This window comes from Cysteiniphilum sp., from assembly GCF_057495195.1.
In genome coordinates this window covers 14,136-29,741 of record NZ_JBXTEF010000078.1, presented here as the reverse complement: position 1 = coordinate 29,741, position 15,606 = coordinate 14,136, and the positions used below count along the sequence as shown (strand labels likewise).

The window sequence follows — 15,606 nt, the reverse complement described above, 5'->3', positions numbered from 1 at the left end:
TTGGAAGGCTATGTGCAGCATTTGAGTTGCTGGCACAAAAATACTGTGCATAATTTAAACCTTGATTCACATTTTAACTATTGGTTAAAACCATTGCCTAAGACACTGAGAAGTATGCCCTTTGGCAATTATAAAGCGGCATTGTCATTAGGAATGAAGACACGTATTGCTGATCAAGCATTAACTTTGGCAAATATTAAAAGTTATTATAAAGAAGATCCAGATATCTTGTTTTTAGCACAAGGTGGTGCAGATAGACGTGCTGAAGAGGGTTTAAAACTATGTGCTAAAGAAATTAATGATTATCTTAAATCACGCAACATAAGCCAAGCGAGTATTGTCATTGCTTCCGGTACGGGGGTGAGCGCATTATATTTACAGCAACATATCGATCAGGCTTATCAAATGTATACCGTACCTTGTGTTGGGGATAAGGATTATTTATATGAGCAGATGAATGAATTATCTCAAGGAAAATGGCGTTTACCAACAATATTATCACCTTTAAAGAAGTATCATTTCGGGACTTGCTATCCTGAACACTTGGCAATGTATGATAAACTTAAGGAGCAAACAGGCATCGAGTTTGACCTATTGTATGACCCAGTAACGTGGCAAGTGATGCTCGAGTCTTATCATGAGTTACCTCAACCCATTATCTATTTGCACTGTGGAGGTGTCAGTGGTAATGAGAGTATGCTTAAACGTTATGATCGATTTTCTGTGCAATAATCAGGCGGTTGTTGTTAATGAATTATGGCTAATCTCGCACATTAGATTAGCTTATTTCGTTTTTTGCTAACTTAAACCTAAAAAACACTATTTTTTTTGATAACGTACTTGCGCAAAAAGAAACTGTGAGCTAGCCTTCTAATACAAAAAGCTCAAGCGCTTATTGTGCCCCCCAACCAACATAAAAGAAAAAAGATAAAAATTAAAGAGGAGAATAGTTATGGACATTAAGCAAATTAAAAAAATGAGAAAACAAAAAGGTTTCTCGTTAATTGAATTATTGATTGTGATTGCGATTATTGCGATTTTAACCGCCATTGCGATTCCAATGTATACTAGTTACACAACTCGCGCAAAAACAGCTGAGGCCTATTCATTTATTGGTTCAGATAAAACGTATGTGGCTGAGCAGATTAACTCTAAAGGGATTACGAGCGGGACTATTTCAGGATTAGCGACGACCGGTGGAGCCAAAACAGGTAAATATGGTGCGGTAGCATCAGATGCAGCAGGCGTAATTACCTATACATTTGGTGCAGCTGCAGGTAGTTTAAGTGGTAATACAATATTTTTTACTCCATCAGTTGGAAGTGCTGGTGTAACTTGGGCATGCTCTTCAACAGGGACTTATGACTCAGCTCCTTGTGATGGTATCTAATTTAAATAGCCGTTTGATATAAAAACGGTATTATAAATAATAAAATAATCAATATAAAACAAAGTGCCATCAATACTAGATGGCATTTTTTTTGCGTACTACTTCTATTCTCTTGATTATTCTCTGTAGTCTGCGGTATAAAAGATAACAATAACCCCATGGCAAAGATTAGACTAAACTGACTTAATTGTAATTTGAAGAGATTGCTGACCAGTGCATGGATCATTCCTGCCAACACACTCGCAAAGGCAACAAAATATAAAGCCGATTGTTTGTGCTTATGTATATATTCACACGCGCGACGAAAAGCACGTAACCCAACGAGTAAAAAGCACATTAGTCCAATAACGCCCCATTGGCAGGCAATCGTTAGGATAATATTATGCGGATAGTCTTTTAGATAATATAGCGCGTTTAATTCACCGACACCAAGTAGTGGGTGGTGCGCTGCTAACGTCAATGATTTTGCCCATAAGCTCCAGCGATCTTGATTGGCAAAAATATTGCGTGCGAGTACCGTCTCTCCACCAACAATATTTTGAATCATATAAAACAGTAGGGCACCAATAATAACTGCCAAGACTTGCCAACCAAGAAAACGTATCAGTATTCTATGATTTAAAATACCAAGCACAAGCGTGATAACAATATACTCAAGAATTAAAGCACGTGAGCTATGTGCGATAATAACAAACCAAAGAGATGCCATCGCAATTAAGCTTAATACCTTAAATGCACGGCTATAATTATGACTTAATAACGGCAAGCATAAAACTGGCAAAAACCAACTAGCAAAATGATCAAAAAATCTCGGATTAGCAAAGTTAAATTGACGCAAAAAAAACTCAGGAAAGTTAAACTGTACTATTTTGGGTGGGAAATAAAAGTGCGCAAGTAGCACATTGAGTATCAGCACAAACAAGTAGCTAATAGCGCAAACAATCACAACACCAATAAGCCAGCGAACATGATCAGGGAATCGACTGAAATAATGTGCTAAGAATAGTACACTCAGTAGTAGTGTGATATCGATCGATATGCCTTTAAAAGCAGTTGCTGGATGAAACGCCAAGCTTGCTGAGATAATGCCAATGCAAAAGAACAATATGATCAGACTTTTGATCCAAGTGGAAAGCGCATGAAATGTCGCTAAAATGCCATTTCGTGCGTCACGACTCGCGGTAAATAAAATCAAAACCACAATCCAACAAAAAAGTGCGGTAATCCCACGCCAAACATAGAGCATTAATGTGTTTTCCATTGAAATTTTCATCATACCAATCGGATTCCAAAAGACTAGAATGAGTCCGATAAGCATCACACCATAGATAAAGTGCTCAGTGTTATTGGATGAAAGAAGCTTTTTGTTTAGCATATTGTATATTTCCTGTCTTATGTTCCCACTTGTTTTTACTTATTGGAGTTACGTACTTTTTCTATTTCAACACCCCGCCTCGCAAGCTCGGCACCCCTCTTGAAAAGAGGGGAATTTTTAACCACCTTTGCTTAACTCCCTTCTTTTCAAGAGGGGTCGCAGCCGTAGGATGACGGGGTGTTTATAAAGTCATAGTTTTTCTAAAGTGCGTAACTTCAGTTACTTATTTAAAATTGTGTATGCCTTGACTTAGGTGTAAGTTGGAGCCTTTATAAGCTAAGCTCTCTTAGTACCTCTCCCCTTGTGGGATTGCCCGTACAGCTTGAGTTGTACGGGTGAGGGATAATTAAAACTCAACTTATTTCTAATCCATTACCTAAGTATACCCTTCGACTTACGCTCAGGGTACGGTTACTTTAATTATGTTTATTATTTTTAGGCTTAAACAAAGCAAATCCAAACCAACTAATGCTTGCCAATATGATCCCAAGGATCAAGCCGATAATCACGCATCCGGTAATTAATGGTGCAAAAATACTATGGATATGCGTAATCATCTGGTGCCACGCAAAGTTATCCTCATGAAACAGTGGTGTCTTGCCTAGAATGAAACAGCCAAATAGATAGGCACCATACATCATCGGCAGCATAGTGATTGGGTTGCTGATCCATACTAATGCGACGGCAATAATCAAGTTAGCACGCAAAAAAAGTGCCAAAATGGTAGCAGGCACCATTTGAAATGGCATTGGCATCATACACATAAAACCACCAATAACGCAGGCTTTGCTGACACTGCTTTTATCAAATTGCCATAAGAAATTATGGTGCATGTGTTTGTGTAAAAAGCGCAACCATTTATGTTCTTTCAATTCCTCTTTGCTAGGCAGCCATTTGCGCTTCACGATTTCTTTCCAGTACTAATAATCTTTATAAATCATAGCAAAAAGTGATGATAAAAGCTGTTGAACACTGGCAAAAAAATAAAAAATCTATCAGCCATAGCAAGATGTCTTTAGTGCAAAAGATCTTGCTTAAAATGACTTTTTTGTGTATTTTGTTTTGGTTTTTTGAAGTGGATCATGCAAAGTTATGATCGTGTTGTGGGTCTATGTGTTAAACATATTAACGTAATGTAGAGAAAAATGATTATTACTCAAAATGTTTTCTTGATTGGGCCAGTTGGTGCTGGCAAGAGTACAATAGGTCGTCAATTAGCAAGTGAGCTTAAGCTTGACTTTGTCGATTCAGATCGTGAGATTGAGCAACGTTGTGGCGTTGATATTGATTGGATTTTTGATATTGAGGGCGAAGACGGTTTTAGAAAAAGAGAGCAAGAAGTGCTCGGTGATTTAGCGACTCGTCAGGGTATTGTTTTGGCTACTGGTGGTGGTGCGATTATTTTGCCTGAGAACAGAACGCTGCTGTCATCTCGTGGCAAAGTGGTTTATTTACAAGCTTCAATTGAGCAACAATTAGAGCGTACAGCCAAAGATAAAAAGCGTCCATTATTACAAGTTGATGATAAGGAAGCGCAACTGAAGAAATTAATGGCAGAGCGTGAACCGCTATATCGAGAGATTGCTGATATTACCATTGAGACAAGTGAAACGACCGTGCGCAATGTGGTGCAAAAAATCACCAATCTATTAATGGAAGAGGCGGTGTGATCACCGAGGTTCTCGTTTCCCCAAAGGGTAAGTCAAGTTACCCTGTCATGATTTCGCCTGATATTAACTTTACGAAGCTTATTCCCTATATCAAAAACAAAGAAGTACTGATTGTCACTAATGTCACAATTGCTGATTTGTATTTATCACAATTGGATAAAGCCATTAAAGGTGAATGTTTTAAATATGCGCATTGTATTTTAGCCGATGGTGAAGCGTATAAAAACAGCGTTTCTTTAAATGTGATCTATCAACATTTGCTTGAGCGTAATTACACGCGTAACTGCGTGCTGATCGCATTAGGTGGTGGCGTTATCGGTGATATTACAGGGTTTGCAGCGGCTACCTATCAGCGTGGTGCCAATGTTATTCAGATTCCAACGACTCTATTGTCACAAGTAGATTCTTCGGTTGGCGGTAAAACAGCGATTAATCACCCTTTGGGTAAGAATATGATTGGCGCATTTTTTCAACCACAATTGGTAATGACGTCAACGCAATTTTTAAAGACTTTATCTCAACGTGAATTTGCCGCAGGCATGGCAGAAGTGATTAAATATGGCTGTATTATTGATGCGGATTTCTTTGCATGGCTTGAGCAAAATAATCAGTTATTAATAGCGCATGATCCAAATGCATTAATCTATGCCATTGCCAAAAGCTGTGAGCTTAAAGCGCATGTGGTCAGTCTTGATGAAGAAGAAAGAACGGGTGTGCGCGCACTTTTAAATCTTGGGCATACCTTTGGACATGCCATTGAGTGTTGCCAAAACTATCAAGGATTGAAACACGGTGAAGCGGTTGCTATTGGCATGGTAATGGCTGCCGAGTTATCACAAACTTTAGGATTTGTTGATGAATTGGTTGTTAAAAGAATATGCGCACTACTTCAATGCTTCTCATTGCCAGTGGCGTTACCAAAAGGATTGAGCCAGACACAGTTTATCGCAGCAATGTTGCGTGATAAGAAAAATACCACAGCAGGTATTACACTTATTTTGTTAGATGCGATTGGTCAGGCAAAAGTAGATAAATCAATTTCAGAAAATGATTTATCAGACTTTCTTTCAAGCTATTTTGATTAAGCTTATCTTGATTCATCATAAATTATTATAAAAGCTTAAATAGTGTTTGACATCAGATGTCCTTTAGCTAGAATAGCACCTGTTCTCGCGATGCGAGAAGTTCAATTTATCATTCACACAAGTTTGTGTGCCAGAGTGGCGAAATTGGTAGACGCAGTGGATTCAAAATCCACCGGTGGCAACACTGTGCCGGTTCGAGTCCGGCCTCTGGTACCAAAGATTTTTAAATGCTTGTTATTTTTGACGAATCTTAGGTTATTGATAATAATAAAACCTCAGACGGTCAATTGAGGATAAAACAATGACAACACAATGGGATGTTAAGCGTTATACAACACAACATAATTTTGTTACAAACTATGGTTATGAAGTGGTTGAGTTACTGGCTCCTCAACAAAATGAATTTATATTAGACCTAGGTTGTGGCAATGGTGAATTAAGTCATGAAATTTCCAAAAGAAGTCACAAGGTCTATGGTATTGATTTTGCGCAGTCAATGGTTGATCAGGCAAATAAAGATTATCCACATATTGAGTTTACACAGCACAATGCCGAATTAGCTTTTCCTTTTGCTAAGGAAAGCTTTGATGCTGTTTTTTCTAATGCAGCCCTTCACTGGATGCACAATGCCGATGCGGTGATTAAAAATATTAACGAAGTGCTAAAACCCAATGGACGCTTTGTTTTTGAGATGGGTGGTAAAGGCAATGTTAATAACGTGCTTACAGCAATTGAGACAGCAGCTCAAGCTTATGGCGTAACAAAGTTCAGTGCTTTTAATTTTTATCCATCAATTGCTGAATATGCGACATTGCTTGAAAATAACGGTTTTCGTGTGAGTTTTGCTGTTCATTTTGATCGCCCGACCTTGCTACAAACGGATGAGGGATTACGCAATTGGGTGAAAATGTTTCGCAATGATGTCTTAAGCCAGATTCCAAATGACAGTCATGACGACTATTTAAGCGAGGTTGAGTCGTTGGCAAAAGGCACACAATATCAAAATGATCAGTGGTATGCTGATTATGTGCGCTTACGCATGGTTGCAATCAAGGTTAAGTAGTTAAACTCTCAAAAACACCGTAAAAACTACTGCTGCACCGAGTTAAATCCAGTAAACTGTTTTATGAGTAAATGATTTGGATTTTGGTAGTGGCTGTTATGATAAAAGCAGAGATTTTAATGAATATAGCAGCACACGAAAAGCGGGTTGCCGTAATTGAAAATGGTGTGTTGCAGGAAGTGCATTTTGAGCGTGAGAATCAGCGCGGTATTGTTGGCAATATTTATAAAGGGAAAATCACGCGGGTTTTACCCGGAATGCAGGCTGCATTTGTTGATATAGGACTTGAGCGCTCTGGTTTTTTACATGTTTCTGATGTCATGCCTATTGCCTCAGATGAAAGTGCCGGCATTGACTTAAACAGCAAAGAAGCTGATGTGCGTCATTGGTTGAGAGAAGGGCAAAGCATCTTGGTGCAAGTGCTTAAAGACCCATTAGGCAGTAAGGGTGCGCGCTTAAGTGCGCATTTGTCATTAGCATCACGCTATTTAGTGCATATGCCAGACTTAGACCATATTGGCATCTCTTTGCGCATTGAATCCGAGGAGGAGCGTGGTCGATTACAACAAGTGATGAAAGAAGCAATTGGCTCGGACTACCCACGCGGGTTTATCATTCGCACGGTTGCCGAAAGTTTATCCTCTGAGGAGCTTAGAAAAGATATTAATTTCTTGCAAAACTTATGGCAAGACGTCGTTGATTCAGCCAGTACCGTGACAAAGCCGGGTGTTGTTTATCAAGATTTAAGCCTTGTTATGCGTGCGTTAAGAGACTTTGCTAATGATAAGGTTGAGCGCATTCGCATTGATAATATTGATATGTATAGTGAGTTATGCCGTTTTAGTGATAAATTTGTGCCTGGTGTGCGTGAGAAATTGGAGTTATATAGCTCAAACACGCCAATCTTTGACATGTATGGTGTTGAAGAAGAGTTATCACGAGCGCTTGAGCGTAAAGTGCCATTAAAGTCTGGTGGGCACATTGTTATTGATCAAACAGAAGCCATGACAACGATTGATGTCAATACCGGTGGTTATGTTGGGATGGTCAATCTTGAAGAGACCATTTTTAAAACTAATTTAGAGGCTGTACGGGTTTTAACAAGGCAGTTAAGATTAAGAAATCTCGGTGGTATTATTATTGTCGATTTTATTGATATGTCAGACGAAGAGCATAAAACACTAGTGCTAGAGGCGCTTGAAAAGGCGTTAGAGCTTGATTATGCACGCACGACATTTTCACCTTTATCAGAGCTCGGTTTGGTTGAAATGACACGTAAACGTACACAGGAAAGCTTGGCACAGTTTTTGTGTGAGCCTTGCCCAATGTGCAAAGGAAAAGGGCGTATTAAATCAGTGCAAAGTATTTGCTATGAGATTTTTCGCGAGATTAATCGTGAGGCAAATGCTTATCAAAGCAATGGCTTTTTGATCGTTGCTGCAAACGCGGTGATTGATGCTTTGCAAAATGATGAGTCATTTGGTTTAGGCGAATTAGAAATTATTATTGGTAAACCCGTTAAACTTCAGCCAGAATTAAGCTATGCTCAAGAAATGTATGATATTGTGCTAATGTAATTATGTATCTAATGAGCAGCAATTTATGAAAAGAAGAATATTTATATTATGGTTAAGCTCAGTATTTGCTACTTTTCTAATTGTTGTTTGTGTTGTTGGCTATGGTGTTTTGAGACTTCTGCCTGCGTATCAAAGTTCGATTGAAGATGTATTATCAAAGGTAACGGGATCGAGCGTCTCTTTAAAAGTCGAGTATGCCAGTTGGCATGGCATCAATCCTGTGATTGAGGTCAAAGATGTTAAGGTTAAAGATAAAGGGTTTTCTCTTAATATTCCTAGAATGACGGTTCATATTAATGCATGGCAGTCACTGATGAGTTGGCGCTTTGTCACCAAAGATGTCACGGTGGCAGAACCCAAACTTGTCTTTTATTCCAGTGACAAGGCCTTTGATTATCGAATGTTACAATCCTTGTCAGTAGCAGAGATTGATGAAATCGGTGGACGCTGGTCGAGTATCTTGGGGTATCTATTGCAACAAAATAATCTCGAATTGCAGAATATGCGCGTTGATATCCTTAAAAATACTCAATCATTGGCAGAGCTTGTAGTTAATGCAAGTTATCAGCAGAGAACGCAAGCAAAAGGCGTTTTACGCTTAACGTTACAACCACAGAAGAAGGCTAATATGCTGCCCAAGCTTGGGCAAATTGATATCGTCTCGGTTGTTGAGAACAAAGAGCATAAATACTATTTTGATAGTACCTTAAATGATAAGCATAATATCTTAGCAACTTTAATTGATGGCGTGACAAAACAAGTGAAAATATCACATTTGACTGATCATCAATTAGCATTGTCTGTGGTTAGCTCAACCAAGGGACTAGATTCAGTCATGATTATGGGTGAGTTATCAAAAGCTGAGTTTAAAACCAGTCAATTAGATGAGTCAATATTTAGTAATATCGTGTTTAATCTGCAATTGTTTCGTTATCAAAATCGCTTTGTATTAGGTGCTAATCCTTTGTCTTTTGTCATGAATCATAAGCGATACACCTTCAGATCGGCACTTTTTTCATTAGATCAACATCGTTTAGTGATGAATATTCCACGGCTTGATTTAGCAGATTTCTCGTCATTAGTGCAGATGGAAAACAGTGATTGGCGTAAAAACATTGTGCTCTCTGGCGTGCTAAGCAATGTGCGTTTCAGCTTTGATTTGCAAGACTTTAGTTTAAGAGGCATGCAATTAAAAGCGAATTTTAATGATCTAGGTATTGCTAATAGCGATCATCATGTCGACTTTAAAGGTTTAAGTGGCAACGTTTGGTGGCGTGAAAACCACGTGAAACTAATCATAGACTCGCCAAGTTTTGATATGGCGGAGAATCATATATTTAGTCGAGATTGGCCAGAGATCGCAGTTAAAGGAAATATAGATATCATCAAAGAGCCTTCAAAAATTCGCTTTGTGGTTGATGATTTGGCGTTAACGAATGCGAATATTCATTTTATCAGTAAAGGTGCTGTTGATGTGCCATTGACTGATCCTAAAAACTTTAGTCTTTATCTTAAGGGTAAGTTAAATGGCAAAAATCTTACAACTGAATATCAAGCCTTTTTGCCACAAAAAGGAATACCTAAGCCGTTGTATGATTGGTTAATGCAATGTTTATATGGTGCTAAAAAATTAGATGCTAACTTTGCAATAAATGGCATTGCACGCAAAATTCCATACCCCAAGCATGACGGTATATTTAAGATTGATGCGACCATTCAAGAGGGTAGTTTGTCACCGTATTTTGGTTTAGGTGTAGCGCACCAGGTTATGGGGGCTTTGCATTTTGATAATGAGGTATTTACTGCTAAGGTTAATGGCGGATTTTTAGCCGGTATTCCGATCAAAAATGTTGATTTGAAGATTGATAATATTGCGCCTGATGTGCCTGCGACTTTCAGTATTAATGCGGATGTTGCGACTAATAGTCAACATGCCTATGCGTATTTAGCACAAACGAAATATGGAACTTTGGCACAACAAATTAATCAATATGCGCAGTATCAAGGGGACATTAATGCCAGGCTTAATATTGGTATCGCCTTGGGTGATCATACAAAAAAGGATCGCTTTGCAGGTAAAGTTGAGCTTAAATCTGGTGTTATTGATATTAAAAAACCACTTTCTAAATCACTTTATGATGTTAATGCCGAAGTGCTGATTAATAATCAAACGCTCAAAATTCAAAATCTTTCAGGTTTTTTGAATAGGAATATCCCTTTTAATCTCAAGGGTATGGTAGATGTTACCGATCTTGAAAATCCGAGTATTAACCTTGAAGGTGGAGCATCTGTCGCATTTTCACCTAGGTTCAGTGCTGAGCAATTAGATCATGGGATATATCATGTGATGCAAGGTGTGTTGCCATTTGAATTTGCCATTAGAGGAAATATCAATGAAGGTATTTTGCAAGTGAATTCTAACTTACTGGGCTGGCAGAATAATTTAGGTGAACCACTAACGAAAAAAAGTTTTGAATATACCCCGTTGTTATTAAAAAGCACATGGCAAAAAAATCGATCAGCAAATAAGACAGTCTCATGGCATCTCAGTAACAAATTGGATATCAAACATCAGGACAAGCTAAGCGCAAGCATGAATGTTAATGATAAGGGTGTTGTCTCTGATTTAGGTTTATATGGACAGCTATCAATGTTAAGTAGCCAGTTGATAGTCAATGCAATGCAAAGTATCAGTAGTACTGATATTCTAAATGTAGCAAATAAAGAGCAATGGCAGCAGATCTTGCACTTAGACGTGCCGATAATTGATGAAAACTTTAGTCAAACAGGATGCTTTGTGGTTGCAAATTATAACGACTGTGTTTATCGACAGCTTAATCAGTTACTGCGCCCAAAAGTGATGCTTAGTATTGATCAGTTAAACCTTTTTGGGAGCAATTACCAAAATGTCACTTTGCAAACCAATAGTGTGCATAATTACACAAACTATATTGCGCGTGGAGAGTCACAAAAATCATTGGTTATCAGCGTTCCTGATACATTAAGTGAACCGATTGAAGTTAGTGCAGATAATTTATTTTTTGCTTTACCACAAACGAGAGGTGAAGCTAGAAAAGAAAATAATACAAGAAATGAAACTGACGTTATGACGATGTTAAACATCTTATTAACATCTGATGTGTTGCGCAAAACGCCCGATATGAATGTCAAGTTGACTAACTTGCAAGTGGGTGGTTACTCGATCCCAAATTTTCTAATGGCAACAACGGTTAGAGGAGGAGTGTTATCGATCCCGGTATTATCTGCCTATGATCCAAATGCCAAGTTATTAGCGACAGCAAAGCTTTCCTCGTATGGTAGTTATGTACATGCCAATGTCTTTTCATTAAATTGGGGTGATATGCTGCATAACTTTGGCTATGATAATTTCTTAAAAGGCGGATCTGGCAATGTCCAAGTACAATTAAGCTGGCCAGACCTTATGCCAAACGTTTCGACTATTTCAGGGAAAGCAACAGCTGATTTACTCAATGGTGTCGTGTTGTCGGTTGATTCAGGGATTGCTAAGTATATTGGTTTATTAAGTCTGGATTCATATTTCAAACGTTTATTTATGCCTTATGATGATTTTGAACATCGTGGTATGGCGTTTAATAGTATTATTGGTGCTTATACGCTTGATAATGGTTTGGCAAAAAGCAATCCTTCAGTGATTATTGATACCCCTAGCTTTGCTTTGGTGGTGACGGGTAATGTCGATATAACCAATAAACAACTCAACCAGCGCATTAAATATCAGCCGCATTTCTCTGGAACAACCGCGGCAGTGGCAGGTGCTATTGGTGGTCCTGTTGTGGCTTTTGCGACTTATTTAGGCACAAAACTTTTAGGTAATACCATCTTTAGAAATATTGGCTTAGTGAGTTTTGATGTGACTGGTAGTTGGGATAAACCAAGTCTTAAACAGGTTCAGTAGTCACCCCACAAAGCCTGTAATATAGCAATAATTGTCAAAGGCGCAGTTTCTGTGCGTAGTATTCTTTTGCCAAGGCGTATGCTGTGACAGCCTTTATTTAAGGCAAGTACCTCTTCATCATCACTAAAACCACCCTCAGGACCGATATAAATAGCAAATCGTTTAGCATCTGATTGTTGTTGATAGAGATGGGTAATTGTCTCATTGCTATAAGGAGATAGGAATAACTTAATATCTGCATCGATAGTTAATGCATCAACTAAAGCTTGAGGCATATTAACTGTAGGCACAAATACACGCGCGGATTGCTCACTCGCACTTATGGCAATTTTCTGCCAATGCTCTAGTTTATGCGCTATGCGGTCTTGGTTGAGCTTATAATCAACGCGTTTGGTTAGTATTGGAGTAACTTCATTAACACCCAGTTCGGTGGCTTTTTGAATGACTGTTTCTAACTTGTCCCCCTTAGACAGTGCCTGAAAAAGATGAATATGAATGGGTGATTCATTGTGCTTTTCAGTTTTAGATAATATCTGAAGTATTGTTTTTTTAGGGTCTGCGTGACTGATTTCAGCAAGATACTCAAGCCCATCAGTATTATTAAATAAAATAACTTGATGACCCTGTTTATGCCTTAATACACGAATAAGATAATGACTTGTTTCAGTAGAAAGGGGGATCATTGCGGATTGCGCAGAAACCGCAGGGTAAAATACACGAGAAATTCTCATATAATAACTCGCTTACGGTTAGGCAGAAAAATGAATCACAATAATGGCAATACCAGCAATAAATGAGATAAGCCACAATAGCGAGAATTGACTGATTTTATAATGGAAAACATGCCCTGACTTATTGAGTTTATAGGCAATAACGGCAGGCATCATTAAGAGTAAAACAGCAATACACACACCAACATAGCCAATAGCACTAATAAACAGATTAGGGTCAAGCAAGTTAACTAGTAATGGAATAATGAAGGTTAAGATAATCGCAATAAACGTCTTAAATTGAGTAGGCAGGCGATTTAAGCGATAACTATCAACATTAAAGTGATAAAGTGCCAAGCTAACACCTAAGTATGATGTCATCACTGAGATATCAGTAAAGACGTTCATGCTGATATTCGCAGTTGTTGTGGTGATTTTCTCTTTTAGTGCATGTAGGATATTACCAACATTCGCCTGATCAACACTCATGTGATCAAAGATAGAGCTCATAAAGCTGATTGGTCCATGCAAAGGTAATACACCAAGTACTGCAATGAGCCACAAGAAATAAAGTATTAGCGGGATGATGCTGCCAATAAAAATCACGCGAAATAATGCTTTAGCATCTTGATTAAGATAATCACTTAAAGTTGGTACAATAATATGTGATGTAAAAGAAGTAATAATCACTGGGATCGCAATTAATAACGTTGGTACCAAATCTACTGGAGAAACGGCTAAATTGCTAAAGTCGACGAAGTTTAAAAAAATCAAACAAACAAGTACTAAAAAAACAAGCTTAGCTGAGAGCAGTATGCGATTGATAACATCCACGGCTGATGTACCAACGACGACGATTGCACCAAAAACAACAACGAAGATTAATGACCATGCGCTGGAGGAAATGCTAGGCAGTAATGAGTTAAAAGCAGAAGCAGCACCTGAGATATACGCCACACTAATACAATACATCAAGAGCAAAAATGAAATCCAAGTGATGATAACGCCAGGCAAGCCTAATGTGCGCTTAGCAATAGAGGCAAAGCTTGCACCCTTTGGCATTGATAGCGAGATATCAGCAATTAAAAGCGCGGTATAGGTCATAATGCTCCACGCAATAAGCATCACAATACTACTGATAATAAAGCCAAGCTTGGCGGTGATAATAGGGAGTGCTAAAATGCCAGCACCGATTTCAGTGCCGGTGACAATCATCATGCAGCCAAGCTGCTTTGCTAATGAGTTATTTGCCATGAAAAAGTTTCCAGAAATTGATCATTTTGATTGCTAAAACGTTACAGTACCTGATTTTCCTGCTGCATAAAAGTGAAAATAGTAGATAATTTATTTTTGAAGTTGATCAAATGAAGTTGAGTCAAAAAGCTATTTAGAATAGCTTACCACCTTTGCCACCAGGAGGCATCATGCCTGGCATGTTTTTCATTTGTTTCATTTGGCGCATAGCCCCCATCATTTTGCCCATGCCGCCTTTACCACTAATTTTCTTCATCATCTTTTGCATTTGTGTGAACTGCTTTAATAGACGATTAATATCTTGCACTTGTGTGCCAGAGCCTTTAGCAATACGCAGTTTACGTGATGACTTGATAAATTCAGGTTTGCGACGTTCAAAAGGCGTCATTGAGTTAATGATTGCTTCCATTTGTACAAACATCTTATCATTAACTTTATCCTGAAGATTAGCAGACATGTTACCCATGCCTGGCAGTTTATCTAGCATTGAGCCGACACCACCCATTTTCTTCATTTGTTGTAATTGACTTTTAAAGTCTTCTAAGGTGAATGATTTCCCTTTTTTAAGTTTTGTTGCGAGCTCTTTTGCTTCTTTTTGATCGACTTTGTGCTCAACTTCTTCGATTAAAGAAAGCACATCGCCCATACCTAAAATGCGTGAAGCGATACGATCTGGATGAAAAGGCTCTAAAGCATCGGTTTTTTCACCCATCCCGATAAACTTAATCGGCTTGCCAGTAATCTCACGAATAGAAAGAGCAGCTCCCCCTCTGGCATCACCATCGGCTTTAGTCAGGACAACACCGGTTAACGGCAAAGCATCATTAAATGCTTTAGCTGTATTTGCCGCATCTTGACCAGTCATACTATCAACGACAAAGAGTGTTTCTGTTGGGTTCATCGCATGATGTAATGCTTTGACCTCATCCATCATTTCATTATCAATATGCAAACGCCCAGCGGTATCAAGGATTAAAACGTCACATACTTGTTGCTTGGCAAGTTGCAATGCACGCTCGGCAATATCAATAGGTTTTTCATCAGCTGATGATGGGCAAAAGCTGATATCTAAAGACTCAGCTAAAGTTTGTAGCTGTTTAATCGCCGCTGGTCGGTAAACATCGGCACTAACCACCATGACTTTTTTGTCGTGACGTTCTTTTAAGAGTTTTGCAAGCTTTGCAGTAGTTGTTGTTTTACCAGAGCCTTGTAAACCTGCCATTAAGATAACAACAGGTGGTTGAGCACCTAAGTTAAGTGTTTCATTTTTCTCACCTAATGTGCGTTCAAGCTCTTTCTTAACCATTGCAATAAAGGTCTGCCCTGGTGTGAGACTTGTACGAATTTTCTCACCCAATGCTTCTTCTTGAATGCGACTGATAAACTCTTTAACAACGGGTAGGGCGACATCAGCCTCAAGTAACGCCATACGCACATCGCGTAAGGCGCTTTTAATATTGTCTTCGGTTAAGCGGCCTTGACCTTTGAGTTTGTCAAGTGAGCCACCTAAGCGTTCGGATAAACTTTTAAACATATGTTTTACCT

Annotated in this window: 12 protein-coding genes and 1 tRNA gene; 8 read left to right on the top strand and 5 right to left on the bottom strand. The window is 38.6% G+C overall.

Annotated elements, in window-relative coordinates:
- Nucleotides 1-732 (top strand): hypothetical protein (locus ACY10D_RS07230; protein ID WP_487000079.1); only part of this gene is annotated, 732 nt, incomplete at its 5' end.
- 220 nt (nt 733-952) lie between these two features.
- Entirely contained in the window at nt 953-1,390 is a 438-nt protein-coding gene (locus ACY10D_RS07225) for a pilin (RefSeq protein ID WP_487000078.1), read from the top strand.
- A gap of 1 nt (nt 1,391) precedes the next feature.
- Here ACY10D_RS07225 and ACY10D_RS07220 read toward each other — a convergent pair whose 3' ends face one another.
- Entirely contained in the window at nt 1,392-2,765 is a 1,374-nt protein-coding gene (locus ACY10D_RS07220) for an O-antigen ligase family protein (protein ID WP_487000077.1), read from the bottom strand.
- A gap of 416 nt (nt 2,766-3,181) precedes the next feature.
- Complete coding sequence (locus ACY10D_RS07215; protein ID WP_487000076.1) at nt 3,182-3,670, bottom strand: DUF2062 domain-containing protein; 489 nt, start codon at nt 3,668-3,670, stop codon at nt 3,182-3,184.
- Between the two features lie 240 nt (nt 3,671-3,910).
- Here ACY10D_RS07215 and aroK point away from each other — a divergent pair, with 240 nt between their 5' ends.
- The 6 genes from aroK (at nt 3,911) to ACY10D_RS07185 (ending at nt 12,097) form a co-directional block, all read left to right on the top strand.
- Nucleotides 3,911-4,435, top strand: coding sequence for a shikimate kinase AroK (gene aroK, locus ACY10D_RS07210; protein ID WP_192483126.1), 525 nt, complete (start codon nt 3,911-3,913; stop codon nt 4,433-4,435).
- Nucleotides 4,432-5,520 carry a 3-dehydroquinate synthase gene (aroB, locus tag ACY10D_RS07205; RefSeq protein ID WP_487000075.1) on the top strand — a complete coding sequence of 363 codons (1,089 nt, stop codon included), beginning with the start codon at nt 4,432-4,434 and terminating at the stop codon, nt 5,518-5,520. Before aroK ends, aroB begins: the two co-directional genes overlap by 4 nt.
- 129 nt (nt 5,521-5,649) lie before the next feature.
- Nucleotides 5,650-5,736, top strand: a tRNA-Leu gene (locus ACY10D_RS07200).
- Nucleotides 5,737-5,821: 85 nt separating this feature from the next.
- Nucleotides 5,822-6,583, top strand: coding sequence for a class I SAM-dependent methyltransferase (locus ACY10D_RS07195; RefSeq protein ID WP_487000074.1), 762 nt, complete (start codon nt 5,822-5,824; stop codon nt 6,581-6,583).
- Between the two features lie 98 nt (nt 6,584-6,681).
- On the top strand, nt 6,682-8,160 hold the full coding sequence (gene rng, locus ACY10D_RS07190) for a ribonuclease G (RefSeq protein WP_487000081.1): 1,479 nt from the start codon (nt 6,682-6,684) through the stop codon (nt 8,158-8,160).
- 25 nt (nt 8,161-8,185) lie between these two features.
- A complete protein-coding gene (locus tag ACY10D_RS07185; RefSeq protein WP_487000073.1) occupies nt 8,186-12,097 on the top strand; it encodes a YhdP family phospholipid transporter in 3,912 nt (1,303 codons plus the stop codon).
- Here the strand turns inward: ACY10D_RS07185 and ACY10D_RS07180 are convergent.
- The 3 genes from ACY10D_RS07180 to ffh all read right to left on the bottom strand — a co-directional run bounded on the left by ACY10D_RS07180 (nt 12,091) and on the right by ffh (nt 15,595).
- A complete protein-coding gene (locus tag ACY10D_RS07180; protein WP_487000072.1) occupies nt 12,091-12,828 on the bottom strand; it encodes a 16S rRNA (uracil(1498)-N(3))-methyltransferase in 738 nt (245 codons plus the stop codon). The genes ACY10D_RS07185 and ACY10D_RS07180 overlap by 7 nt on opposite strands.
- Before the next feature lie 18 nt (nt 12,829-12,846).
- Entirely contained in the window at nt 12,847-14,061 is a 1,215-nt protein-coding gene (locus ACY10D_RS07175) for an amino acid permease (protein ID WP_487000071.1), read from the bottom strand.
- Between the two features lie 133 nt (nt 14,062-14,194).
- Nucleotides 14,195-15,595: a signal recognition particle protein gene (ffh, locus tag ACY10D_RS07170; protein ID WP_487000070.1), complete on the bottom strand. Its 1,401-nt coding sequence runs from the start codon at nt 15,593-15,595 to the stop codon at nt 14,195-14,197.
- Between the last annotated feature and the right edge of the window lie 11 nt (nt 15,596-15,606).